At 63.2% G+C, this 25,116-nt stretch carries 17 protein-coding genes and 2 pseudogenes; 13 read left to right on the top strand and 6 right to left on the bottom strand.

Annotation, left to right across the window (positions count from 1 at the left end; all coding sequences use genetic code 11):
- Positions 1 to 110: 110 nt before the first annotated feature.
- Positions 111 to 1,460 carry a plasmid replication protein RepC gene (gene repC, locus NKI72_RS22070; RefSeq protein ID WP_352850893.1) on the top strand — a complete coding sequence of 450 codons (1,350 nt, stop codon included), beginning with the start codon at positions 111 to 113 and terminating at the stop codon, positions 1,458 to 1,460.
- Positions 1,457 to 1,735 carry a hypothetical protein gene (locus tag NKI72_RS22065; RefSeq protein ID WP_352850892.1) on the top strand — a complete coding sequence of 93 codons (279 nt, stop codon included), beginning with the start codon at positions 1,457 to 1,459 and terminating at the stop codon, positions 1,733 to 1,735. The genes repC and NKI72_RS22065 overlap by 4 nt, the downstream gene beginning before the upstream one ends.
- A gap of 38 nt (positions 1,736 to 1,773) precedes the next feature.
- On the opposite strand, the pseudogene NKI72_RS22060 reads toward NKI72_RS22065, so the two are convergent.
- A pseudogene (locus tag NKI72_RS22060) lies at positions 1,774 to 2,701 on the bottom strand (recombinase family protein).
- A gap of 445 nt (positions 2,702 to 3,146) precedes the next feature.
- Positions 3,147 to 4,247, bottom strand: a complete 1,101-nt coding sequence (locus NKI72_RS22055; protein ID WP_352850890.1) for a tyrosine-type recombinase/integrase — start codon at positions 4,245 to 4,247, stop codon at positions 3,147 to 3,149.
- Between the two features lie 141 nt (positions 4,248 to 4,388).
- Here NKI72_RS22055 and NKI72_RS22050 point away from each other — a divergent pair, with 141 nt between their 5' ends.
- From NKI72_RS22050 to NKI72_RS22040, 3 genes are read left to right on the top strand one after another with little or no spacing between them, the layout of a single operon-like run.
- Positions 4,389 to 5,330 carry a DUF1403 family protein gene (locus tag NKI72_RS22050; protein WP_502908984.1) on the top strand — a complete coding sequence of 314 codons (942 nt, stop codon included), beginning with the start codon at positions 4,389 to 4,391 and terminating at the stop codon, positions 5,328 to 5,330.
- 2 nt (positions 5,331 to 5,332) lie between these two features.
- Positions 5,333 to 6,034, top strand: coding sequence for an SMC-Scp complex subunit ScpB (gene scpB, locus NKI72_RS22045; protein ID WP_051409785.1), 702 nt, complete (start codon positions 5,333 to 5,335; stop codon positions 6,032 to 6,034).
- Positions 6,031 to 7,848: an SWIM zinc finger family protein gene (locus NKI72_RS22040; protein ID WP_352850884.1), complete on the top strand. Its 1,818-nt coding sequence runs from the start codon at positions 6,031 to 6,033 to the stop codon at positions 7,846 to 7,848. The genes scpB and NKI72_RS22040 overlap by 4 nt, the downstream gene beginning before the upstream one ends.
- An 82-nt stretch (positions 7,849 to 7,930) precedes the next feature.
- Here the strand turns inward: NKI72_RS22040 and NKI72_RS22035 are convergent, their stop codons facing one another.
- From NKI72_RS22035 to NKI72_RS22020, 4 genes are all read right to left on the bottom strand, one after another.
- Entirely contained in the window at positions 7,931 to 10,249 is a 2,319-nt protein-coding gene (locus NKI72_RS22035) for a TOTE conflict system archaeo-eukaryotic primase domain-containing protein (protein WP_352850882.1), read from the bottom strand.
- Positions 10,250 to 10,403: 154 nt separating this feature from the next.
- Complete coding sequence (locus NKI72_RS22030) at positions 10,404 to 11,471, bottom strand: TniQ family protein (protein WP_023722827.1); 1,068 nt, start codon at positions 11,469 to 11,471, stop codon at positions 10,404 to 10,406.
- 5 nt (positions 11,472 to 11,476) lie between these two features.
- Entirely contained in the window at positions 11,477 to 12,355 is an 879-nt protein-coding gene (locus NKI72_RS22025) for a TniB family NTP-binding protein (RefSeq protein ID WP_352850880.1), read from the bottom strand.
- A gap of 7 nt (positions 12,356 to 12,362) precedes the next feature.
- Complete coding sequence (locus tag NKI72_RS22020) at positions 12,363 to 14,015, bottom strand: TnsB C-terminal domain-containing protein (RefSeq protein ID WP_502900825.1); 1,653 nt, start codon at positions 14,013 to 14,015, stop codon at positions 12,363 to 12,365.
- A 116-nt stretch (positions 14,016 to 14,131) separates the two neighbouring features.
- Between NKI72_RS22020 and NKI72_RS22015 the strand changes: the two genes are divergently transcribed.
- The 8 genes and pseudogenes from NKI72_RS22015 (at position 14,132) to NKI72_RS21980 (ending at position 25,108) form a co-directional block, all read left to right on the top strand.
- A complete protein-coding gene (locus tag NKI72_RS22015; protein ID WP_352850879.1) occupies positions 14,132 to 15,199 on the top strand; it encodes an RHE_PE00001 family protein in 1,068 nt (355 codons plus the stop codon).
- A gap of 92 nt (positions 15,200 to 15,291) precedes the next feature.
- Positions 15,292 to 15,977 (top strand): annotated as a pseudogene (locus NKI72_RS22010) (XRE family transcriptional regulator).
- A gap of 84 nt (positions 15,978 to 16,061) precedes the next feature.
- Positions 16,062 to 16,586 (top strand): RES family NAD+ phosphorylase, encoded by a 525-nt coding sequence (locus tag NKI72_RS22005; RefSeq protein ID WP_352850901.1) that lies wholly within the window; start codon positions 16,062 to 16,064, stop codon positions 16,584 to 16,586.
- Between the two features lie 351 nt (positions 16,587 to 16,937).
- Complete coding sequence (locus tag NKI72_RS22000; protein ID WP_352452667.1) at positions 16,938 to 18,416, top strand: protein adenylyltransferase SelO; 1,479 nt, start codon at positions 16,938 to 16,940, stop codon at positions 18,414 to 18,416.
- A 521-nt stretch (positions 18,417 to 18,937) separates the two neighbouring features.
- On the top strand, positions 18,938 to 20,221 hold the full coding sequence (locus tag NKI72_RS21995; protein ID WP_352850877.1) for an SIR2 family protein: 1,284 nt from the start codon (positions 18,938 to 18,940) through the stop codon (positions 20,219 to 20,221).
- Positions 20,221 to 20,751 (top strand): hypothetical protein, encoded by a 531-nt coding sequence (locus tag NKI72_RS21990; protein ID WP_352452665.1) that lies wholly within the window; start codon positions 20,221 to 20,223, stop codon positions 20,749 to 20,751. The genes NKI72_RS21995 and NKI72_RS21990 overlap by 1 nt, the downstream gene beginning before the upstream one ends.
- A complete protein-coding gene (locus NKI72_RS21985) occupies positions 20,748 to 22,793 on the top strand; it encodes an ATP-binding protein (protein ID WP_352452664.1) in 2,046 nt (681 codons plus the stop codon). The genes NKI72_RS21990 and NKI72_RS21985 overlap by 4 nt, the downstream gene beginning before the upstream one ends.
- Complete coding sequence (locus NKI72_RS21980; RefSeq protein WP_352452663.1) at positions 22,790 to 25,108, top strand: nSTAND3 domain-containing NTPase; 2,319 nt, start codon at positions 22,790 to 22,792, stop codon at positions 25,106 to 25,108. Before NKI72_RS21985 ends, NKI72_RS21980 begins: the two co-directional genes overlap by 4 nt.
- The last annotated feature ends 8 nt before the right edge of the window (positions 25,109 to 25,116 follow it).

The raw sequence follows: 25,116 nt of genomic DNA, 5'->3' as shown, positions 1-25,116 counted from the left end.
TCTCTCTGAACTAAGCACTCTGAGAATCGCATCTCCACGAATCACTGTCAAGAGTCATTGGCGTCGTTTTGGCGAGCAGGTTTCTTTTGCCTAATCGAGGGTGAAAGAAAATGGAGACGACTATTGCAACGACGCCCTTTGGGCGGCGGCCGATGACGCTTGGCATGATTTCAAGCCAGGTCACCGCAAGGGCGGTGCCGAAGGACGCGACTGTTCACAAATGGCATGTCTTCCAGGATATCAAGGACGCCAGGATCGCTCTGGGGGCCACAGATCGCGCTTTGGCCATTCTCGACGCACTGTTGTCGTTCCATCCGGACACGGCGCTTTATGGCGACGGCGAGCTGATCGTCTGGCCATCCAACGAACAGCTGATCCGCCGCGCCAACGGAATGCCCCCAACGACCTTACGGCGGCACTTGGCCGTCTTGATCGAGTGTGGATTGATCATCCGTCGGGACAGCCCAAACGGCAAGCGCTTCGCCCGGAAAGGGCAGGGGGGCGAGATCGAGCAAGCCTATGGCTTCGACATCTCGCCGATCGTCGCGCGCGCCGAGGAATTCAAGGAGCTGGCGGAAGCGGTCAGATACGAGAAGAAGGCCTTTCGTCTCGTTAAGGAGCGGCTAACCATATGCCGGCGTGACATCGTCAAGATGATCGACGCCGGGATTGAGGAGGGCGTGCCGGCGAATTGGGGCAGGGTCCAGCAGGCCTACCAGGCGATTGTCGGCCAGATACCACGCACCGCACCCAGACAGACCTTCGAAGCGATTGCCGAGGCGCTTGAAGGCCTTTGGGCTGAAGTGCGTGAAGCATTGGAATCATTTGTAAAAACACAGAAAATGGACGCCAATGAGTCCCGAAATGGACGCCACATACAGAATTCAAAACCAGACTCTAAACTTGAATCTGAAAGTGGCTTAGGAAATATAGATGAAGCGGGCGGCAACGTTGCGGACACCGACAACGTACGGAGCCTGCCGAAGCGCGAGCTGCCGCTAGGGATCGTGCTGGATGCCTGCCCGAACATGCTTTGGCTGGTAAAGGGCGGCGGCGGCATCCGCAATTGGCGTGAATTTCTGGCCGCGGCCGAGGTTGCCCGGCCGACCATGGGCATCAGCCCGAGCGCCTGGGAGGAAGCGCGAACGGCAATGGGTGAGCAGCAGGCGGCGATTACCATTGCTGCGATCTACCAGCGACAGGACCAGATCAACAGCGCCGGCGGATATTTGCGCAGCTTGACGGACCGGGCAAAGACCGGAAAGTTCTCGGTCTGGCCGATGGTGATGGCTTTGTTGCGGGCCAAGCTTGACGCGTCGAAGACGGTCGGAACCGGTTCAGGAACTGAAGCCGCTGCCGTCGATTTGGAGACGGCAGGCAAGGTTGTGCGCACCGAATCCCGGTTGGAAATCAGCGATGCCTTGCGACGCAGCCTCGACAGACCGGGGCGCGGATCATGATGAGGAGGGCGGGTTTTGATCCGCTCTATGAGCTTGAACGATCGCTGCAGCGCTTGTCGGGACGAGCGTCTTATGAGAGCATCGAAGGCATGAAGAACGAACACGACCGGGAACCGACGCCCGATGAAACCGCCGGAATGGTGTGGTGGAACTCACTTGCGGAATCCGATCGTGCGGCTTGGCTGGCGCGGGCTGACAGCGCGGTTCCAGCTGATGCCTGGGCCGTGTACAAGCGGCTCGGGGATCTTGAGCGTCAGCCACGGACCGTAAACTGAGGACCATTCTGTAACGGGATGACGTCCTTGTCCCTCGGTCAGCTCGCGGGTAGTTCGGCGACGAGACCAAGCCGGCGGGCTCGATCAAGCAGGTTCTTGACTGATGAGGCCGACCATTTAGCGCTCCCTCGTGGGGTTCGCTCATGCAGGCGCTCGAGCTGGCCAGCGATGTCGCGTAGCGATAGGTCTGGGTTGGACTGATCCCTGCCACAAGGGTCATCAGGCGATCTTCGGGAGGCTGAGGAGACGCCCTCTTTAGCAGGGTGGATCCGGCCAGGTGCTCGGTGACGAGCCACCTCACTGCCCGCCGCAGTCGTTCAGGCGTCCAGTCGAGGCCGCGCTGCTTCAGGACCCGAGCGATATCGTCCCAGTTGTGATCTGGTCGCATCCGGCGGACTGTCGGAAGCCACTGGTTCATCGTTGATTGTAGCCATCGGCCATAGGCTGCCTTTTGCACCGCAGTCATCTTCGCCAGGGCTTCGGGCTTGCGCTCCCGGATACCAGGATTGCCAGGCAGCCGCCCCTTCGCTCGTGCGGCGATGATGCCGGCCTTGGTCCGCTCCGACATCAGCGCACGCTCGAGCTGGGCAACGGCGCCGAGTACCTGTAGCGAAAACATGCCCTGTGGCGTCGACGTGTCGATTGGATCTCGGAGAGATCGGAAATGCGCGCCCTTCTCAGTCAGATCCTCGATCACCTGAAGAAGATGGCTGACCGAGCGCGCAAGGCGATCGAGACGCACAACGACCAGGACATCGCCGGCGCCGATATCGCTGATCAACCGCAATAGGCAGGGCGAGCTCTTGACGCACCGGATCCATGTTCCTGAACGACGACGTCGCAGCCGGCCGACCGCAGCTCAATCTCCTGCGCCTCCGTCGCTTGTTCGTCCGTCGACACGCGCGCGTAGCCGATTTGCCGGCCCTTTGGTCGACCGGAGCGTCGATCTTGCGCTTCACGGCCCATTTGCGGCGTCTCTCAGCATTGGGAAGGGCGCTTGTACAAACGCCGAAGATATCAATAAACGATCGTTTGTAAACGTCTTTAGTGGCCTTCTGTAGCGGCCCGGCAGCGCCAAAATCCGCGGAAACCAACGTTTCGGACCACTCTAGGCGCCGATTGTCCCACCCGCTGTTCAATCGGGAGGGACACTCGCACGCTATATAATAAGAGGTGCCGCAAAGAGCCGCCTATGAAGGAAGCGAAAGGCGTGTTAGCTTCCGTATAGGAAAATCAGCGAAATATTACAATGGGATACAGACTGCGAGAATTGCCCCTCCAGGTGCTGCTTCCGCACATAGGTCGTGCCGATGTCGGTTTTACTTCCCGATTTCAATTGAAGCGCTAAGCTGAAAATCCCGTACTCCCTCGACCGTCATTACAGCTTCGGACGGGGGAGGGGAGGGGGCTTTCAAAGGCCGGAAGCTTTTGTGAGGTTGGTCCGGAACCGATCGCGTCGGCGCTGATACTTGCGGGTCATCTCGGCCGAGGCATGGCCGAGAAGCTTTTGGACGTAGCGCTCCTCGATATCGGCCGAGGAGGCAAGGCCCGCGCGCAGCGAGTGTCCTGAAAACAGCAGTTCTCGCTCGCCTTCGGGAAGATCTCCGCGCACGCCAGCAGCGAGCGCCGTCCGCTTCACTAGACGGGCCACATGCTTGCCGGAGAGCCGCTCGACATCGACGGTCTTGTTGTCCTTGAAGATCCGGCGGAAGAGGGGGCCTCTCGCGATGCGCCCGAGCCTGATCCAGGTTTCGAGTGCGACGACGGGGCAGGAGAGGTCGCTGGAGCCGCGGCCGACCTCGACCTCGCGCCAGCCGGTCTTGCCGCGCAGCGTCACCAGAACCCCCTTGTCGGAAAAAATCTCGATCCAGCCGGCGCCGTCGCTCTTGTCGTCGCGGGCGACGTCGAGGCCGACGATTTCCGAACGGCGCAACCCGCCCGAAAAACCCAGGAGCAGGATGGCGCGGTCCCGGAGGCCTCTCAAACCATGATCCAGCGTTGCGACCATGGCCAACAGATCCTCGCCGAGCACGGCCTCCTTCTGCCGTGGCGGCTTTGCGTGCTTGCGGCGAATCCCGGCGAGCACGGTGGCAATATGCCGATCGGCGCGATCCATTGGCACGCCGCGCTGGGTAAAGTTCCAGGCGAGGCCCGAGAGGCGCCGCTCGATCGTCGCGACGGAGAGGGCAGGGGCGCCGCGTTTCGGCTCGCCTGATGCACAGGCGCCGATATAGAGGCCGATAACCTGGCTCGACGGTGGCATCGGCTCAAACCCTTCCCGGCGGCACCAACTGGCAAAATGCCGCCAGTCCTTGGCGTAGGCCTCCTGCGTGTTCTCGGAGCTGGCGGCCTTGGCATAGCCTGTCGCGGTCTCGACGAGGGCTTCCAGCCGCGCCGGCGATGGCGATGAGCCCATTTCCAGCACCAGATCGACGATATCGGGCAGATCGCCGTCAAGATCGTTGGCGTCCGAGAGATCGTTTTCGGTGGCTTTGGCCGGGGGATTTTGCATGGTTTGGGAGCCTATCACGATACGTCCGATAATGAAACCTTATCGGACATAAAAGCGTTGCGACAGGCTGTGCGCTTTGCACCGGATCGCTAGCGAAAAGCGCACGATGGCGTTATCGTCCACGCCATGATTCGTCCCGCCATGTCGCCGATTGCATCGACCTGCGAGCCGCCCACCGTGCCCGGCTGGGCGACCCAGCGCGGGTCGGTGACAAGCGATGCGGAGGCGGCGTTCATGGCCGGCGCGGCGTTGCATGCGCTCGACACTCTGGTGCGCGCGGCACCGCCCTGGGCCGGCGCCTGGCGCCAGCGCCAGGCGTTGAAATGCGCCGCGGCCGCCGTGCGCCTCGCCGGCCGCGCCGAGGACGAGGCGGCGCTGCGCGACGCCTGGCATCTGCGCAGCCCAGGCGACGATCCCGGCCCCTCCGGCGCCATTTTTGCGGCATGGAAACGACTGGCCTCACGCTCGCCGGCGGTCGACGCCGACGGCCTGCGCGGAATCTGCGACTTGCTCGGGGTCCGCTGGGATGGCGCGCTGGCGACCATCCCCGAACGCATGGACGATCTGCTGCGGTCCGCGCCGCCGGCGCCGTTCATGGCCGCCGCCATCGCCGGGCACCTCCACGCCGCGCGGCCGGAGGCGGCGTTTTTGGGCTGGTGGCTCGCCGACCTGGCGCTGGCGCAAAGATTGCGCTGGCCGCGGCCGGTGCCGCTCCTGATGGCGCAGGTGCATTCGTCAGCCTTTCGCACCGAGGGCGCACGAGGCGCAAAAATACGGCCGAGGGAGCAAAAGTTCGAGCGGGCGGTCTGCCTCGCGGTCGCGCAAGCCTCGGTGGAGGCCTGCCGGCTGGCCGCCGACATCGCCCGGAACGCCGCCCGGCTTGCCGCGGCGGCGCCCAAGCTCAGGGCGAAAGGGGCGGGGGAGGCGATCAGGTTGCTTCTCGACGAGGACGCCGTGCCCGGCTCGCTGCAGACGCCCCATCTGTCGCGATGGGGCGCGCGGCGCCTGTTCGAGCGGCTGACCGGTCTCGGCGCGGTGCGCGAACTGTCCGGCCGCGCCACCTTTCGCATCTACGGGCTGTGATGATGGCGGCGCGTCCGACGAAGGCTCGCCGAGGAAATGGGGATGGGCAACGACTGTTGCTTGACCGGGATCTCGACCACCTGCCGCCGGAGGTTCGGTGGCGTGAATGGATGGGGCGGGTCGAGGCCGTCATTTTCGCTTCCCACCAGCCGGTGTCGCGGGAGGTTCTTGCGCGGATGGTGGGCCGCGACTGCAATCTCGATCTTCTGATCGACGACATCCGCGCCGAACTGCGCGGCCGGCCCTACGATCTGGTGGCGGTCGCCGACGGCTGGCAGCACCGCACCCGGCCGGCTTTTTCAGACGCTATCCGCGCCGCTTCGGGCGTCAGCGAACAGACCGTCGACCTGTCGCAATCGGAAGCGCTGGTGCTGATGACGGTGGCGTATTTCCAGCCGATCACCCGCGCCGAGCTGTCCGGTTTTTTCGGCCGCGAGATCAGCCGCGACCTCATTGGCAATCTGCGCGGCGCCGGCTTCATTGCTTCCGGACCGCGCGCGCCGCAGCCGGGGGCGCCCTACACCTATGTGACGACGAAGACCTTCCTGTCCCACTTCAGCTTCGAGACGCTGCGCGATCTCCCCGACATGGAGAAGCTCGAGGACGCCGGCCTGCTCGACAAGGCAAAACTGCTCGCCGACTTGTCCGGCGCGCTCGGCATTGTCAGCGAAGACGCAGAGGCGGAGGAGCAGGGGCTGCCATGACGCCACCGCCATTCGGGGAAGACACGATCCGTGCCCTCGCCACCGAGGAATCCTTCGCGCGCGGCAAAAGCTACTTTCGCAGCGGGGCTGTTTCCGAACTCGTGCGCCGCGGCGATGTCCTGACCGCGCAGGTCGAAGGCAGCGAATTCGCGCCTTACGTCGTGTCGGTCAGGCTCCGCGATGGCGGCGTCGCCGACACGCGCGGCGTGATCGAGACACGCTGCTCCTGCCCCTACGACTGGGGCGGCGCCTGCAAGCATGTCGTCGCCGTGCTCCTGAAGTTTGTTGCCAAGCCGGGCGAGGTCGTGGAAAGGCTTCCGCTCGCGGACATGCTCCGGGACCTCGATCGGGCGGCGCTGGCGGCGCTGCTGATCAGCCGGGCCGAGGAGGATCCGGGCTTGGTGCTCTTGCTCGAGGCGGAACTGGCCGTCGGCGCGCCGGACGGATTTTTGGCGGGTGCGCGCCGCACCGCCGTCGATCCGAAACCGATCAGACGGCAGGCTGAGGCGCTGCTGTCGGGGCGCAATTCCCGAAGACGCGGCTGGAGCGACGATGTCCCCGCGATCGACGAGGACGGCGTCGCGGCGCTGATCGACAAGGCGAGGCCTTTCCTCGAGGCGGGTGACGGTCGCAACGCCCTCGCCATTTTGGAGCCGGTCACCGAGGCCCTGGTGCCCGCATGGCTCGAACAGGCCGACTGGGACGAAACGCTGCACGAGTTTTTTCCCGTGCTCGGCCAACTGATCGCCGAGGCGGTCCTGATGAGCGATCTCGCACCTGGCGAACGCGACGACCTGATGGCGCGGCTCGATGTCTGGCAGGGCGAACTCGACGGCTACGGCCTCGACGACCATCTGCAGGTCGCGATCGATGCGCTCGAACAGGGCTGGGATGAGATCGGTCTTGCGGACGTGATGGCCGGCCGGGGACGAACCTGGCCGCTCTCGGGCCAGGGCGACTGGATCATGGAGCGGCTGACGGAAGCCCGGCTGCGGGTGCTCGATATCGGCGGGCGGGCGGAGGAATTTCTCAACCTCGCCAGAGCGGCGGGACGGCATGGCGATCATGCCGCGATGCTCGTGCGGCTGGCACGTGTCGCGGAAGCTGCCGCTTATGCCCGGAAACAGTTTCGCTCCGCCGAAGAGGTTCTGCTGCTCTCACAGGTCTTGAAGGAGGCGGGACAGATCGACGAGGCGCTGGAACTGGCCGAATGGGGTCTGACGCTGAAGGCGGAAGAGGACCGCTCCTATGGGATTGTCGGTCTCGCGCGCTGGCTGCGCGATTGCGCCGCCGCGCTGGCCAGGAGAGAACCCGCATTGACGGCGGCGGGCGCCGCTTTCGAGCACAGTCTGTCGCTCGATGATTTTCGGGCGGCCGAGACCCTGGCCGGACCGGAATGGACGGCGATGCGCGCCCGCCTTCTCGCGAAGTTGGCGGCGGCGAAACACGCTCACGACCGGATCGAGATTTTCCTGAACGAAGGCAGGATCGACGAGGCGGTGCGGTCCGTCGACGTCGAGAACGTTTTGCGCAATCCGTCCAATACGGTTCTTATGCGCCTCGCCGAGGCGGCGCACGCCAGCCATCCCGACTGGGTCATCGATGTCTGCGAGCGCATGGCCGTCAACGTCATGGATTCGGGCCAGGCCGGATTCTACGAACTGGCGGCGCAGTGGCTGGAAAAGGCGGTGCTCGCCTATGATGCGGCGGGCCGGTTCGACGACTGGATCGAAAGGATCGACAAGCTTATCGAAAAACACCGGCGCAAGCACAAGCTCAAGCCGCTGCTCCAAGCGTTGCGCCCGGGCGCATAGGCATGGCCGGACGGCCTTGGAGAGCCAAACCGCCATATCGTCGCACGAACGCGGCAACATCGTCGATAGACCCTGACCGACGCTATTCCAGACGGTAGCCAAGGGTCCGATATCCGGTCCGCCGCTTCGCGGCCATACGCGCCAGAACCTGCACGGCCCCGTCGACATAATCATAGACGAGAACGTCGGACTTGCCCTGATGTTCGCGATGCAGGCGCCCGACATACTGGGCGAGCGTCCCCTTCCACGAGATCGGCATGGTCAGGAACAGCGTGTCGAGCCGATGGTCGTCAAAGCCTTCTCCGAGATAGCGGCCTGTCGCCAGAATGAGCCGTTCCTGATCGTCCGATACGCGAAGGGCAGCCTCGGCCGCATTGCGGTCCGCAGCCTTCATGCCGCCGCGCAGGACCACGAGATTGCGAGCAAACTTGGCAAATCGCGCCTGCAAGCGTTCGAGATGATCCCGCCGTTCGGTCAGCACGACCGGCGACCGCCCCGCTTCCAGCGCCTTCAGCACGTCGTCGAAGATCAGAGCGTTGCGGGGCTCGTCCACAGCAAGCGCGGCATAGATTGCTGGCATCGAGGGGCGTTCCATGTTCGCAAGGGAAAGCGGAAGCTGGAATGTGGTCGGTCGTTCCAGGACACGGTGGCTCAATGTGCTTTCGATTGCCTGGTGGCGCGCACTCGCGCGATACCGGACCGGTCCGCATTGCATGAAGATGATCGGATGGTGCCCGTCCTTGCGCGCGACAGTCGCCGACAGGCCGAGGACGTATTTCGCCTTGGCGCGCCGCGCCACCAGCTCGAAGCTTGCTGCGGACAGATGATGGCACTCGTCTACGACGAGATGGCCGTAGTCGGCCACCAGATCCGAAACTTCGCCGCGCCGGACAAGGCTCTGGATAAGCGCGATGTCGATAATGCCTGTAGGTTTGCGGCGCCCGCCGCCAATGACGCCGATATGCTGCGGGTCAATTGCGAGGAAGGCTTTCAGACGTTCGACCCACTGGGCGAGCAGTTCTCGGCGGTGCACGAGGATCAGCGTGTTGCGGGCGCGCTGCGCGATCAGTGCCGCGGTGACGACCGTCTTGCCGAATGCCGTGGCGGCAGCTAGCACGCCAAAGTCGTGCGCCGCCAGCGCTTCATTGGCTTCGACCTGCCTGCCCCTCAGCGCGCCGAGAAACCGTGTGCCTTCGGGAAGCGAAGCTCCCGATTCCCGGCGATCCTCCAGGTCGACGTCACCGCCGTGATTCCGGATCAGGCCGATCACCTCGTCCAGACAGCCGCGCGGCAGCCCGACATGACTCGGATGCACCTCCGCGCAGGAAATGATCCGGGGCTTGCCGAAGGTCGACAGGCGCATGGCCTGGGCGCGATAGAACTCCGGATTCTGGAAAGCAGCCAACCGAACGAGCCGCGCCACCATGGTGGCGGGCAAGCCGGCGCGTTCGACATAGGCCTGATCCGCGAGCACGATCTTGATTCGGTCCGGCAGCGGCTCGGTGACTGCGATCGTAGCACGCCTGGAAGGCGTCATCCGCCAGGGCTCATCCGCTGCTTCATCCTCGACCGGCAATCGCACGCCGAGCACGCGGCCCCGCATCTCCGCCTCGTCTACCAAGCGGCTCACCGCGTCGGCGGGCAGAAGCGGCAATGACGACAGGAACGCCCACTGGTCGGCAAAGGGACGCAGATCTCGATCGACAAAGACGCTGTTGCCCTGTTTCCGCGCGCGCCGCTGCAGCGGAAGGGCGATGAGATTTCCGAACCCGCCAACCGGCATGGTGTCCTGGCTTGGAAAGAAGCGGTCGTAAGAAGCAAAGCCGATTTCCGGGCGTCGCTCCATGGTCTCGGTCACGAGGAGGGAGCCGAGCTGTCGCGCGGTGCGCGCCGGGATCGGTTCGGAGAAGAAAATCCAGAGATGCCCGCCATTGCCGGACCGCGACCGCTCGAGCGCGGAATCAATGCCCTTGGCATCGCAAGTTTCCATCATGGCGATTGCATCCGCGGACCAACTCTCGCCGTCGAAATCAGCCGCCAGGAACCAGCAGGTTTCGTCGAGCAGCAGCGGGTAGACCCCGGCAACGAAGTTCTCGGAGCCGCGTCGCGACCCGGTCGCGCCACGCAGATGGTTTTCAATTACGTCGTCGGAGACCGGAATGAAGGCCTGACGTGGACATTCGCCACATTTTACCCGCGGCTTGCCGCAGATTCCCTTCACCCACTCATTGGCGCAGGCCGGCGCATAGCCCGACCGCCCCGCCTTCCTGTTTTCCCAGCGGACCGGATGCACGTCCGATCGGCCAGCAAATAGGCGGCGGAACAGAGCAATTTTGTCTACCGCCGTTGACGCATTGGTGACCGGCGCGGCTTCGGCGAAAGGCGCGGACAGGTCCGCCAAGGGGAGCAGTGCCTGTGGCTGATCAAGCTCGACAAGTCTTGCTTCAAGGGCTCGTCGCTCCGCAGCCAGCGATTCCAGGCGGGCACGGATACGGTCAATCTCATCGTCTCTTTCAAAATCGCATTTCGACACAGCCTGAACCACTGTCTGTCAATCAAACGCCAGATATGTCAGCTCGGCCTCCAACAGGCCGATATGCTCTGGTACCATGACCACCTAACTGCCGTTCTCTAACACGTCGATAAGCGCCAATCAGGGCAGAAAGATCGACGCCCTGGATATCAATCGTCCTTTGGGGAGCTTCGTCCTCGATCATGACACGCTTGCGCATCCACTGGCAGAGCGGTTGCAAGGCTGCAGCAAGGCTACCGGCGGCGAGAATGCGCTGACGCCAGAAGATGATTTCGAAAGCCTCCGTCCCGGCCGTCAGATGATCGTGACATTCTTCTGCTATTTGGTCGAAACAGCGGATGCGCGCGGCTGAAGATAGGTTGATCAGCGTCCTGGCCGAGCCGGGATCAACGGCCGTCGGAAGGCTGAGGAGTCGCGCGATCAGCGAACTCTTTGCGAGAAAGCCCTTGGCGGCCTCCATGCGGAGCATGTCATGAAGGCAGCGCTCGAAACGCCGCGTTGCCGCTTTCACGCTGACTTTCGCGGCTGTTCTCAGGTCGAAATGGCAAGTGGCGCAATGATGCTGCGGAATAAGGCCCGATTGATTAAATGCTGCAGTGCCGCTGCCGCAAGACGGACACCGGTCACGCAGCCCGCAGCCGTGCATCGGGCAGGAGATACTGCTCGCCATCCGCCACCGCCGGCGGAAGTAAGGCGCCAAATCGGAGGTGAGGCACTGAGGGCAGAATTGCAGCCAGGTCGAGCGCCCTCGGTGGCCGGTCTGGCGCAGTGGTAGCAGGAGGCGCGTGCGCTCATCCTGCGCAAGGGTCATTGCAGCCAAAGTGTCTCGCGCAACTCCGGAATAGTGATGAAGCAGGCGCGCCGCGCCATCCGGCAGCGCAAGATCGAGCCGCGCCGACCACATGCCGCCGTCTATCCCGAAAACGTCGGCAAAATGGCGCGGTGCGATGCCATTGGCGAACGCCAGGCGATTGAGCCAGCTCGATAGCAGCTCATCCGCTTGCGGCACGACCACGACTGGCCAGCGGTCGGAATGAATCTCCCGGTAGTGCGACTGCACTTCGATCGCGAACTCGGCCGTGCCGGTCATAGCCGCTATAGCAGGGCTTCGCGCACCGGCGCCTGACGACGGGCCGAGAGTGGAATGTGGCCTAACCGATCGATCATCGCCATCGAGATGCACTCGGCGCCGGATCGGACGGCGACCACCGCCGCCTTGGTGAGGATGGCGACGACCTCGCCGATCAGGCCCTCCGAGAGCGAAAAGATCTTGCGCGCCATTTCTTCCTCCGACAGGTCGGAGCTTTTGGCGAGCGGCAGGGCCGCCTCGAGACTGTCGAGGAGCGCCAGATATTCTTCGCCATAGCGCCACCGCGGGACCGCGCACAGCTCGAACCGGCTCGCCATTTCATCGGTCGCATTGATAAAGTCATAGACGGCGACCTCACCGATCAGCACCGGCGAGATGTCGTGAATCCGGCCAAGCCGACGCAGGAAGGCGAAGATCGCCTCGACGTCGTGGGTGCGGCCGCGTAACGCGTTGTGGAATTCGTCGAAGATCAGGATTCGGGGCGCGAGGCTGGCGAGCAAGTGATCGAGTTGCGCAGCCTTCCGACCAACATTGCGGACGTTGCCGATCGGCGCTTTCAGCGCCTGAAGGACGCTGGCATAGAAATGGGCAAGCCCCGCGCCCTCGTGGGTTTGCACGATCCAGACCCGTTGCGTCGGAGACATCCTCAAATGCTCGATTGCGAATCGCTCGGCGACCATCGTCTTGCCGTTGGCGTAAGGACCAATCAGCATCAGGCCGCCGGTGCGCAGTGCAGCCGGACGGGAAAGCAAGTCGGCCAACCGCTCATGAGCGTCCAGCGCCGCGTGATGGCCGATCCAGCGCGGCGAGCGGATGAAGGCGATCCGCTCCTCGATGTTTCCATCGAGATAGGGCCGTACATGGTCGAGAAGATGATCGGCCATTCACGCGCTACCATTCTTCGATCGGCAGCCGCCGCTTTTGACGCACCGGGTGCTCCACCGGGGCCGGCGGCACCGGCGCCATTGCCTCATAAGGCTTGGAAGCTCCCGCCGCATGGCCAGCGCGAACGGCGTTGCGCAATTCCGTCTTCTTGTGCTTGGCGGTTCCGGCAACGGACGCAATCTCACGGCGGAGCTGGACCTTCTCGACATTCGACCGGGCATTCGCCATCCGGCGGTTGGCGCGGTCGCTTTCGTGCTCCCACAGGGTGACCGGCGTCAAAATCCCGTCACGGCGCCGGACCGAGCGAAAGGCGACACCTGCGGGGTCGCGGACATAGACATGACTGATGTCGCGCGGATCGTAACGAATCTCCAGCTTGCCCAACCGGTCGCGTTCGGGAACGAACGAACCGAGCCATGGCGCGTAATAGAACAGGGCAAACATGCTGATGCCTTGCGGCGTCAGGCGCCGTTCGGCACCCGGCAGAAACGTCAGCAGGACGTCATGCGCGTCGTCATTGAAGCGCGGATTATCCACCGCGTGTGCCTGCCACTCGGTAAGCGGCACTTTTAGCGTCTTGGCGTTCTCCTGGAGATTGTGATCGACGACAGCAAGCGCGACGCAACGCTCGAGATCGGCAAAGCTCAGGCAAGCACGTTTCTCAGACGGATATTCGTCACGGTCGGCCACCGATCGTCCGGTCGATCCCGGGTGCGTAGCAAGCACGGCATTGAGCTTGCCCAGCAGACGCTCGACCACACCACCCTGATGGACGCGGCCGCGGTCACGATATCGGATGCCGATGCCGTATTCCTCGCAGCCGCGCTGAAACGCCCGCCCCTTGAACTCCTTGGCCGAGTCCGTGACGAGTCGGCGTGGTCGGCCGAGCATTGGCCAGTCATGGTCAAGGCCGCGTGCGGCCATCCACTGCTCCTTCGGGCACATTGCGTGCGCAAGACAGAGTGCGACGGAGAGGGAAGACGGCTTTTCCAGGGACAGGCAGAAACCCAGAATGCAGCGCGAGAACACGTCGGTGAGGATGGTCAGGTAGGCGCGGCCGACGAAAATGCCGGCACCGTCGACCACCTCGACGAAGTTGATGTCGGTCGGCGTGTGATCGATCTGACAGACGTCGAGCGGGCGCGGGGCATGGATATAGCCCGGCCGCGGCTTGAGGCGACGAAGGTGCTTCGGGTTGGCTGACCGCCCCTTGGCAATCTCTTCCGGCGTGAACAAAGCCGGGATGCGGCGCGCGGCGGCAATGTAGGACGGCGGTCGAAGGCCGGCCTCCTCGCAACGCGCGCGGATTTCGGCGACGACAGGGGCAAGCGGCGGCGCTTCCAGAACAAGCCACTGCTCGCGCAATGTCGCAGCAATGATTTCCTCGATCTTCGACGGCAACCGCTTCCGGCGTGTGTTGCCCGTTTTCGGCAAGAGCACCGTTACTGTTCGGTCGTCACGATAGCGCGCCAGGAGATTGTAGATCTGACGGGTCGACAACTGCAGCTCAGCCGCTACGCGAGCAATCGCCGATCGGCGCGGCGCGGAACCATCGAGGACCTTGTCGAGTTCGCTCGCTATCCGCCGCGCCTGCGACCAGTGGTCGTCGGTCGCAGTTCGGGACGCGGCCGAAGGCCCCTTTTGCACCAGCTTCTGCAAGGCGGCACCCCATGATTGAAATTCTTAGCGAGAAATCAGTCGCGCAATACCACCCAAAGCCAACGCGGATATGACATTCGCAGGATTGAAATCCGCAAGTAAAAGCCACAGCGGCTTTGGCACGGCTCGACGAGCGGGTCGCCCGCTCTCCCGTCCGCGACGGCCTTGTCGAGCGCCAGCATTTCGCCGACGCGGCTTCCGCGCTCTGGCTCGAGGGCGAACTCGTCCACATCGAGGACCTCGTGCTGCACGACGCCCACATGGACATCCGCACGCCGACCCACGAACTCACCCGGGCGCATGCCGTGCTGCGCGCCCGCCGGCGGATTTTTGCGCAAAAACCGGACTGGGCGCTCAGCCGGGAAGGTTTTTTGGCGCTGACCGGTCGCGGCGGCGTGACGCCGGCATCGGGACAAAAAAGCCGGGAAGGGGAGGGGGCTGGAAGCAGCACCTTTGAAACCGACGGTCGGGATGACGCTGAGGACGATCTGCTGGCCGAAGAATTTGCCGAGATCGATGCCGTTCTGGCCCGCTCATCCAGGATTCTGAGTGGCGCCGACGTGCCGGCTCGAAAGGAGGAAACGTCACGACGTGACCGGCCGGAGCCGCAAAACGGCCTGATCTACGATCTCGACTGGAATGAAGAAGAACGGCTGGCCGAATGGCAGGCTGTGCTCGCGGAAACGCGGGCGCAACCAGTCGTGCTGCGCGCCGCGATCCTGCTCGAGGCCTGGACCGACATCGAGGTGCTGCAGCATGCCGCCTGGCTCGGGCCGCTGCTCGTGGCCGCACTGCTGCGCCAGGAGGGTCTTGCCGCCAACCATCTCGCCAGCCTGCATCTCGGCGCGAAAAACATTCCGCGTGAGCGGCGGCGGGCGCGCAATCGCGGCGATCGGCTGCTCGCCTTGCTCGATGCCATTCATGACGCCGCAGTGGCTGGCCTGAAGGAACACGATCGGCTGGTGCTGGCAAAAAGCCACATGGAGCGGCGGCTCAAACAACGGCGCGCCAGCTCGAAACTGCCCGACCTGGTCGAGCTGGCACTCTCGCGGCCGCTCGTCTCGACGGGCATGATCCAGGAGCGGCTAAAGGTGACAAAACAGGGGGCGCTCAACCTGATCGGCGAACTCGGCCTGCGCGAGATGACGGGCAGGGGAAGGTTTCGGGCCTGGGGAATTGTTTAGTCCGCAGCCATTCGCTACTACCTTTACGAAATTATCGAACTTGACGAAGTTGCGCTCTGTAACCATCTTGATGACAGCAAGAGGTTCTCATCATGGGCGCTCCAAAACGCAGCAATCATAGCGGCGCCGCGCCCGCTGCGGGAGGCGCCGCCCTGAGCTTCACGACAAAGCTGCCGGCACGGGCAGACTTCAAGAGGGTTCTGCTCGAACGTTATCAGGAAGCGATCGCACGCAGCCGCAAGGTCGGCCATCGCGTATCGTTCCGGGTAGAGGTCGATCCAACGGCTGGTGCGCAGACGATCACGCCAGTCGAGGAGCAACCGATCGCTTCAGGCGATACCTTTCCTGTCGAGGGCACGGGCATGCCCGATGCCGAACTTGAGGCGGCTCTTGCTGGAGCGCGCGCGCGTGGCCGCAAGCGTGTTGCCGAAATTGTCGCCGGCGAGGACATGCTGAGCGCGGATGCCTTTGCCAAGCTGCTCGGCACGTCGCGGGTGACGGTCAACGCCAGGCGGCAAAGCGGGCAGGTGCTCGGGATCGATGGCGCCAAGCGCGGATTCCGCTTTCCTGTCTGGCAACTCGATAAGGACGGTCGTCCCTTCGGGACATTGCAGGCGCTGCATGCCATATTGGGGAATAGTGCCTGGGCCGTCTATCGGTTTCTGGTGTCGCGCCATGGCGCCCTCGATGGCCGGACGGGCCTTCGAGCCCTTCAACAAGGCGATGACGCTCGGTGTTGGCCGCGGCGGAAGGCATGGCCAGGGGCGATTTCGACTGAATGCCCGGCGTTCCACCTCCACCCGATTTCGGGCGTGCAAAGCTCGAAATCGAGACCATATAGCCGGGACGGACATTCGGCCGGATCTACTGGAGCACTTATCGCGATCCGCTGGGACACGGGAAGTCGCCGAGCCGATTCAGCGATCCTCGACGCCGCGTTGACGCCAATCGGTTTGGTGTTCTCTATCTCGGTGACTCCCTGAAGGTGTGCTTCCTCGAGACCGTGCTCCGCGACCGCCGCGAAGGAATCCTTGACGATCTTCCGGTGGAGGAGGTGGAACTGACCCGACGGCGCTTTGCGGAGATCGCGACCACGGCGGACCTACGCCTGGTCGACCTCAGAGGCGACAATGCCGTTCGGATGGGTGTGCCGACCGATGTCATTCGGGCACAGCGCCAGAACTTGGCACGCCGGTGGTCGCTAGCGTTTCACGAGCACCCATCTCAGCTTGACGGAATCATTTACCCCTCGCGCCTCAACGGCGGGACCAATCTCGCCATCTACGACCGGGCGATACCGAAGCTTCAAGCGAAGCGCGTTTTGACACTTCTCGGCGCGCCAGGGCTGGCTCAGGTTCTGGAGGATTTCAGGGTGGGGTTAGTGTGAATATGCAGCTCGTATCCCTTGGCGAAGATGGCTGTAGTGCCAGAAGCGTCCACTAAGCCGGAGCAACGGAACGACTGGTGTGGGGGCCGAAAGCAGTCAGGCGGCTTAAGGCTACCGATTCGCGAAGACCAGACGTTCGCTGGCGCGAGAAGCGTCGTGGCCGTTCCGCTCGAAGAGACTACTTGCCCGAAGGCACTGACACATCCATTTCTGGCACGTAGCTGGACATGAAGTTCGAGCATCGCCACATCAGCATACGGACCGGCAGTCTGATGGCACTATTGTCATTGATAACAACCTTTGCGACCGACGAAGCGTCTCGCGACTGCCGTTGATGTTTGAGGAGTGTGAATGACGGTACGCTTTGCATTTGACAACAGCTATTCTCGGCTGCCGAGCTCGTTTTATGCGCGTGTTTCCCCGACCCCGGTCTCCGCACCGCACCTCCTCAAGCTTAACCAGGAGCTGGCCGTCCAGCTCGGGCTCAACCCGGTAGAACTCGCCACGCAGGCGGGTGTTGAGATTCTTGCCGGCAAACGGATTCCCGAAGGTGCCGAGCCGATCGCTACCGCCTATGCCGGACACCAGTTCGGCCAGTTCGTGCCGCAGCTCGGCGACGGAAGGGCAATCCTGCTAGGCGAGATCGTCGATCAGGAAGGAGTGCGCCGGGATATCCAGCTAAAGGGCTCCGGCCGAACACCGTTTTCCCGCGGCGGCGACGGGCGGGCGGCGCTTGGCCCCGTTCTGCGCGAGTACATTGTCAGCGAGGCCATGGCGGCTCTTGGCATTCCGACCACTCGGGCGCTTGCTGCGGTCATGACGGGTGATGAGGTGATACGAGAAACCTACCTGCCAGGCGCAGTGCTGACACGGGTTGCATCCAGCCACATGCGGATCGGAACCTTCGAATTCTTCGCGGCGCGCGGGGACGTGGATGCGGTGAGGGCTCTCGCTGATCACGCGATCGCCCGGCACTACCCGGATGCCGCGGGTGCTGCTCGCCCCTACCTGGCACTGCTGGAAAGTGCGATTGCGCGCCAAGCGAACCTCGTAGCGCAGTGGCTGCTCGTCGGCTTCATTCACGGGGTTATGAACACCGACAACATGTCTATCGCCGGCGAGACGATTGACTATGGCCCCTGCGCTTTTCTGGACGTCTACAATCCCAAGACCGTATTCAGCTCGATCGACCAGTTAGGTCGGTACGCTTATGCCAATCAGCCTGGGATCGCCCAGTGGAACCTGACGCGGCTGGCGGAGTGTCTGCTGCCCCTCCTGGCTGAGGATCAGGACAAATCCGTGGAGCAGGCCCAAGAGGCGCTTTCTGCCTTCGCAGCACGGTTCAGCGACGCGTATAATAGTGGCTTGCGTAGCAAGTTGGGACTTTTGTCGGAGCGGGAGGGCGATCTTGCGCTGACGCAGGATCTTCTCGATCGGATGGTCGCTGGCAAGGCGGACTTCACCCTGACTTTCCGACGCCTGAGCGAGGCCGCTATGGGACCCGAAGGCGACGTCGCGGTGCGCAGCCTCTTCGAAGACCCTGCCCCATATGACGACTGGGCCGAGCGCTGGCGCAAACGGCTCGGGCAAGAGCCGCAGGAAGGTTCAGCGCGCCGGGCTTCCATGCAGCGCGTCAATCCGGCCGTTATCCCGCGCAACCACCGCGTTGAGGCGGTCATCGAGGCCGCCGTGGAGAAACAGGAGTTCGGACCGTTCGAGGACCTTCTGACCGTGCTCGGCAAGCCATACGAAGTCCAGCCAGGCTTCGCGAGCTATGCCGAGCCACCACCGCGCGATGGCCGCGTCTATAAGACCTTTTGTGGGACCTGAACCTGAGGGTCGTTGCGAAGAGATGCGTTGGATGACGAAAAAGAGCGCTCGATCGCGCGAGCGACGTTCCGGCTAGCATTCCAAGGTTTGCGCTCCGGTATCGCAGGATCGTGCTGGAAATGTCCCATCGTGCTTCTCCTTCGGGCACCATTGGCCGGAAGGGAAGCGAAAGGGGAATATTCGGCAGCTACGGGGCCGGGAGCCGACTGTCTCGTTTCGAATTGATTCGGTGCATAGCTGCCGTTCAGGTCATCTACTTCGAATCGCCTCAGCAATCAACGTGGTGCAGCTTTCAGATTTTCACTTTGAGAGGCAAACTGATATGTACCTCTCTACACGCCGTGCATCGGGGTTGTAGGGGGAGAAATTTGAGATGACAGTAAAGCTGCCGGCTCGGCCGCCCGTTCGGATCGAACATCTCGGCGACTTAACGCGCCAGCAGCGAAGCCAGCAGGTCGGCGAGCTAGTTCTCGGCGGAGGCTTGCTTGACGCCTGAGACAATCACTCGACTTCTAGCCTCAATGAACGCCGGCCGCCTTTTGGTGGTCTGCGGCGCCGGGCTATCGATGGCGCCACCCAGCAGCCTGCCGTCTGCCCGCACTGTCGCCGAGCGCTGCTTCGACAAATATCGTCTTGAATCAAACCCGAACTGCGACCCTGCTCTTCGGGACAATCTTGAGGCTCTCGCCGAGCACTTCGCGGGCCTCAATACCCTGCAATCGATCTTCATCGAACATCTGGTGCCCTGGCCCGCCTTCGTGCGGCCTTCGAATACCGGACATGCCGCAATAGCCGATTTTCTCATCATTCGCGCCGCCGTTGCCGGCATATCGAGCAACTACGACACGCTTATCGAGCGGCGGGCATGGGACTATGGCGCGGACTTCCGCGGTTCGCTCGACGGCGACGAAGCTACCGTCGATGCGGTCCGTCAGGCGCCCCTGCTGAAATTCCATGGCTGCTCCCATCGTGACCGGCCGTCCACGGTGTGGGCACCTTCGCAGCTCGACGACCCGACAATATCGGCTCGCATAGCACGGAGCAAAGTATGGATGGCCGCCAACCTTCGACAGAAGGACCTGCTCGTCGTCGGCTTCTGGTCGGACTGGGAATACCTCAACGCTGTGATCGGCGAAGCGCTGATCGACGTGCAGCCGCTGTCCGTAACGGTGATCGACCTTTCGCCAACGAATGCGCTGGAGCAGAAGGCACCGCAGCTCTGGGAGATAGCGCACGCGCAGAACGTGACGTTCGAGCATGTCCAAGAGTCCGGGGCCGTGGCGCTCGACGACCTTCGTCGCGCATTCTCATCGAACTACATTCGTCAGGTCCTGGACGCCGGACGGGCCGCATTCGAGCAAGCCACCGGAGCCCACTGCGACCCGGCTTGGCTAGACGTCGGAAATTTCGATAGCGAGGCCCTTTATGGTCTGAGGCGGGATGCCGAAGGCGTCTCGGCGGCGGAGCCGGCCAAGCTGCTTCGCCCGGCGAATCCAGAGGCCTTGGGCTTCTTCCACTTGCTGCTCCGTCAGGCGGGGGCAGTTCAACGCGCCGACGGTTATGAGCTGAACGGCCGGACCATTCGCCTCATAAACGGGGCACAATCCGTCCTCGGGACGCTACGCGGAAAGTTCGTCGAGCCGCCCGCTGCGATGCGGTCCGACATTGTTGTCGCGGTAGGTGCGACCGACCTGGGCGTCCCCGACAACGTCGTCCGGAGCGGCCGCGCAGGCGATGTTATTCGTCCAGACCCGGCGGGCGAGTGGTTCGATCTCCCTGCGGCAAGAGCGGTGTTGGGCATCTGATGGACATCTTCACTCAAGCCGAAATCCTCCTTCGCGACGCCCAGTACGAAACCTGGACGTGGACTGGCTCGGCCGGCCCCGTGAGCTGTTTCGAAAACGCAGCGCTGATGGGGTTCGTCCACGTCTTCGACACTGCAGATACTCTCCTCGGCACCTGGAAGGAGATGCAGCAAGGCTCGCTCACCCGCCACGCCGCTTCGTTGCGCGGCGCAGGAGCGAAGGCGTGGAACGTCTATTCGGTCTTTCTCACCCCAGATCAGGATGCGCGCCGAGGGCGCGAGATCGAGCGCATTGAAGAGGATTTCTCTCTGACCCGAAAGATCGCCAGGGCCTCGATCACCACACCCGATGACGTTGAGAAGGCGCTCCTACCGCTGCTGTCCATCCGTTCCAAGCCGCTGCTCGGCGCGTCCAATTTCGAAACGAGACTGCGCACCAGGCTGAAGGACCTTCCTCCGGACGCCGTTACCGCGTTTCTCAACGAGGCCACGCCAGCAGAGGTCGCTCGAATTTTGGGAGCGACATCGTGAGGCTCGATTGCATCGAAGTATGCGGCTTTCGTGGTTTCAGGGATCTCGTCCGGATCAAGTTCGGACGAGGCTTCACAGTCATCACCGGCCGGAACGGCGTGGGCAAGAGTACGCTGTGCGATGCAGTCGAGTTCGCGATCACGGGCTCCATTGATAAATACGCCGTCGAGAAGGCGGCGAAGGAAAGCCTCAGCGATTACCTTTGGTGGCGAGGCGAAGGCGTTCCTGAAGCCCACTACGTCACCGCCTCGTTCGTCGACGACGATGGGAAGCCGTTCACCATCACGCGCACGCGTGAATCGGGGGCTGATCGCTCGGCGGAAGAAATCCACGCCGCGCTCTGCCGCGCACCTGCGCCGGACGACGCGCTCCGGCAGCTTACCCGGACATCGATCATCCGCGACGAATGGATCGCCGCGCTCAGTCTGGACCTCACCGAAACGGAGCGATTCGATCTCGTCCGGTCGGCGCTCGGTGCTTTGGAAGGCTCGGAGGCGGGTAGCAAAGCCAAGGAGGTCGTGGCGGCCGCCGAAGCCGCTCACTCTAGAGACGAGGCCGCCTATGAGGCTGCCCGTTCGCGGCTGGCGGACAGGTTAACGCAGCAGTCTGAGACACAAGCCTCCCTTAGCCGATCCGGAGATGTTTCCGCCGCGCTCCAGGTGATCGCCGCCGCGGCGCCGGATGGGCCGCCCGAGCTGACGGCGCGGCTGGCTGCAGGTCGAAACGCGCTCGCGAACGGACGAACTCGATTGGGCCGAATGGGCGAAGCGCTTCAACTCGGTCGCGAGGTCGCGGCGGCGCAGGCGGCCTACAACGCTCCGGAGGCTGTTGCCAAACGCGAGACCGCGTCGGCGACGCACGAAACGGCGCAGCGCGAGCATCAGGCTACGCAGCAAGCCGTCTCGGAAGCCGAACAACGCCTCGTGCGCGAGGAAGAGACGGACGCGATCGCAGCGTCGCTGAGCCTTCTCGTCGAACACGGTGAGCGCCTCGGTCTGCACGACGAACACTGCCCGCTATGCGCAGCCCACCGAACCTCGGACGAGTTTGCCGCCGGTCTGGCCGCGGCGCGGCGACGGATTACATCACTGGCTTCGGGTGTTCAGGCCGCTCGCGATGCTCTCGCCACCGCGAAAGAGAACGCGCGGCAACCCAGCCTCGCGTTCCAGGCCGCCGCCGCAGCAGTTCAAACTGATGCGGACGAGCTGCGCCAGCTGCGCGATCAGGAAGCGGCACATGTGGACTTCTACACTCAGTGGGGGCTCGATCACCGCTTCATCCAGGATCCTGACGGGCTGGAGCGGGCCATTTCTCCCGAACGCGACCGGTTGATCGACCTCGAGCGTGCGCTCCTCGTGCTGGAGGCCTCGCAAGCGGTGTCGCGGATGTCGTCGATCGAAACCAACATTTCGGCCCTGCGAGCTGAAATTGAGAAACTGGCCAGAGCGGTCAGCCAATCGCAGAATGCCGTCACGGCAGCTCGCGAAATCGAACGGTCCGTCAGGCGCGTGAGCGCGGAAATCATCGATGAGCGGCTCGCTCAGATCAGTCCTCTGCTCAACGAGCTCTATCAGCGCCTGCGACCGCATGCCGACTGGCGAACGATCGACTACAGCATCCGCGGCGACGTCCGGCGTTTTCTGAGCCTCAAGGTGGGGGACGGTCTGAACCCGCAATTTGTCTTCAGCAGCGGCCAGCGTCGCGCAGCAGGTCTAGCCTTCCTTCTCTCGGTCCATCTTGCGCGGGCGTGGACACCACTCAGGTCCCTTCTGCTCGACGACCCCGTTCAGCACATCGACGATTTCAGGGCTCTTCACCTAGTCGAAGTGCTCGCCGCTCTCCGCTCGGACGGGCGCCAAATAATCTGCGCAGTCGAAGACCCCGCGCTGGCCGATCTGCTGTGCCGGCGCTTGGTGAGCACCTCGACGGAGGGAGGCCGGCGTCTCGACATCGACCTTGGACCGCTCGGCGCCACAAGCGTGGTCATTGACCAGGAAATCCATCCGATGCCGGTCGGTGTTCTACGTGTCGCCACCGCATGACGGCCGAGAGCGCGCAAATCGAACTTCCGGCGCCGCGCGAGCGTCGAGGGCACGGCCCTTGGAGCGATCTGGCGCTCCATACCATCGGCTGGCGCGCGTTTCAGGATCTTTGCTCGCAGGTATGCGAGGTCGTGCTCGGCCGGCCCGTGGAAATCTTCCGCGAAGCCCAGGACGGCGGCCAGGACGCGGTCTTCCTCATCCCCTCGGGAACCGACGCACCGCCCATCGGCACGGTCCAGTGCAAGCATACCTCCGATGCCATGAAGGCCTTGAAGGTCAGCGTTCTCACCGCCGAGCTTGAGAATGTCGAGGAACTGGTCAAAGCCGGTCAGGCTGACACCTACGCCTTCATGACGAACATGAGCGTGGATGCGCCTGTCGCGGCGGCGATGCGTGCCAGGCTTCGGGCGCTCGGCGTGCGTAAGCCGCACATTCTTGGTCGCCAGTATATCGTCCGGGTCATCCGGACCAGCGCGCGCCTGCGGGCCCTCGTCCCGCAGGTCTACGGCCTGGGGGACCTCACCTCGATCGTGGACGAGCGGCTAAGCGAGCAAAGCCGGGCGCTGCTTGACAGCTGGATTCCAAAGCTTCGCACCTATGTGCCAACAAAAGCCCATCGCGACGCCGTCAACGCGATCTCCGCCCATGGCGTCGTGCTATTGCTGGGCAATCCCTCAAGCGGCAAATCAGCGATTGGCGCGATCGTCTCGACAATAGCTTCGGAAAATCCGGACAACACCGTTCTTGCTTTGACCAGTCCCCGCGACTTCGAGGCCGGATGGAATCCTAACGATCCCGGCCGGTTCTTCTGGATCGACGACGCCTTCGGCTCGAATGTGCTACGCGACGACTACGTGCAGGACTGGGCGTCGGCATTCTCCAAGCTGCGGGCCGCGATCAAGCACGGCAACCGCTTTCTCCTGACCTCCCGCAAGCATATCTATGAAGCGGCGCGGCGTCGGCTCGGACAGCGCAACCTTGCCCAATTCGCTGATGGCAGCGCCGTAGTCGATGTTGGCGAGCTGACGTTCGAAGAAAAGACGCAGATTCTCTATAACCATGTGAATTTCGGCGAGCAGAGCCAGAGCTGGCGATCGAGCGTCAAGCCACACCTAGCCGCAGTCGCCGCCGTTCGCGACTTTCTTCCGGGGATTGCCGAACGTCTTGGTGACCCGAACTTCACCAAGGGGCTCGCGCCCCGCGAAAGCTCGCTCGTGCGCTTCATGGAAGAGCCGACAGAGCATCTGATTGATACGGTCAACGCCTTGGATGATCAGCTGCAAGCCGCGTTCATCCTGGTTTACGTCCATCAAGCTGGCTTCGATCCCAGCGACCATGATGTGTTGGCTGCCCAGGCGGTCGCGGAGCTGACAGGGTACACGATCACTAAGATTCAGGATTGTTTCGCTGAGTTGAAGGGCTCGTTCCTGAAACTCTCCGGATCAAAATGGACCTTCGCTCATCCGACGATCTCCGACGCCCTGACGGAGATCCTGCGCCAGAAGCCGCATATGATGGCGGCGCTCATACGGGGCGCCACGATCGACACCATTCTCAGCAGTTTCACGTGCGAGGGCTCGCCTCTCATTCGAGACGCACTTGTCATCCCAACGTCGCTCGACGACGCTCTGGTCGCCCGGCTCGGCCACACCCCCGATGAATGGCACCGCAATTGGATGCTATTCCACTTCCTGTCGTATCGGGCGAGCGGGCCCGTGTTCGCCAAAGCGGTCCAGCAATTTCCAAATTTACTGCGACGGTCCTGCTGGCGAACCGAGCTCGCCGGCAACGATCCCCAGATCGCAGCCTACGCCCGAGCCCACCACCTCGGCGTCTTGCCGGACGATCTGCGCTCGGAGGCAGCCGACACCCTGGAATCCGCCGTGCTCACGAACCTAGATGCTTCCTTCTTCGAAGAACCAGAGATGCTAGCGCTCGTACCGCCGCTGAGACTGATCGGCATGGGGTTGGCACTGCGAACAACTGTGCTTCCTTCGCTCGAAGAGCGGATCGACGAGATCGTCGCCGACGCTGACTTGGACGAGGAGCCTGTCAGCCACTTCAAGAAGCTTCTTGGCGTGCTCGATCACATTGAGGCGATCGGTGTCGACGCGGACGCCGCGGCGCTGATCGACGACGTGCGCAATCAGGTGAAGCGGTCAGTCAAGGGACTGGAAGAGCGCAAGCGCGAGCGGGAGGAAGGCTTGGGAGACGAAGCGGATTGGACGCACATCGTGACGCAAAAGAAGGAGGAAGCTCCGGCTCCCACTCCGGTCGCCACGAAGCGCTCGGTGTTCGACGATGTCGACAAATAGTCGTGGAG

This window comes from Mesorhizobium sp. M0437, assembly GCF_040321335.1.
Taxonomy (GTDB): Bacteria; Pseudomonadota; Alphaproteobacteria; order Rhizobiales; family Rhizobiaceae; genus Mesorhizobium.
This window is presented reverse-complemented; position numbering and strand designations above follow the sequence as displayed.

Bases quoted from the DNA above. Each gene is read 5' to 3' on its own strand.
- NKI72_RS22065 (WP_352850892.1), top strand. From the start codon at position 1,457: ATGATGAGGAGGGCGGGTTTTGATCCGCTCTATGAGCTTGAACGATCG.
- NKI72_RS22050 (WP_502908984.1), top strand. From the start codon at position 4,389: ATGTCGCCGATTGCATCGACCTGCGAGCCGCCCACCGTGCCCGGCTGG.
- NKI72_RS21980 (WP_352452663.1), top strand. From the start codon at position 22,790: ATGACGGCCGAGAGCGCGCAAATCGAACTTCCGGCGCCGCGCGAGCGT.
- NKI72_RS22000 (WP_352452667.1), top strand. From the start codon at position 16,938: ATGACGGTACGCTTTGCATTTGACAACAGCTATTCTCGGCTGCCGAGC.
- NKI72_RS22030 (WP_023722827.1), bottom strand. From the start codon at position 11,471: ATGACCGGCACGGCCGAGTTCGCGATCGAAGTGCAGTCGCACTACCGG.
- NKI72_RS21995 (WP_352850877.1), top strand. From the start codon at position 18,938: ATGAACGCCGGCCGCCTTTTGGTGGTCTGCGGCGCCGGGCTATCGATG.
- NKI72_RS21990 (WP_352452665.1), top strand. From the start codon at position 20,221: ATGGACATCTTCACTCAAGCCGAAATCCTCCTTCGCGACGCCCAGTAC.
- NKI72_RS22055 (WP_352850890.1), bottom strand. From the start codon at position 4,247: ATGCAAAATCCCCCGGCCAAAGCCACCGAAAACGATCTCTCGGACGCC.
- scpB (WP_051409785.1), top strand. From the start codon at position 5,333: ATGGCGGCGCGTCCGACGAAGGCTCGCCGAGGAAATGGGGATGGGCAA.
- repC (WP_352850893.1), top strand. From the start codon at position 111: ATGGAGACGACTATTGCAACGACGCCCTTTGGGCGGCGGCCGATGACG.
- NKI72_RS22025 (WP_352850880.1), bottom strand. From the start codon at position 12,355: ATGGCCGATCATCTTCTCGACCATGTACGGCCCTATCTCGATGGAAAC.
- NKI72_RS22040 (WP_352850884.1), top strand. From the start codon at position 6,031: ATGACGCCACCGCCATTCGGGGAAGACACGATCCGTGCCCTCGCCACC.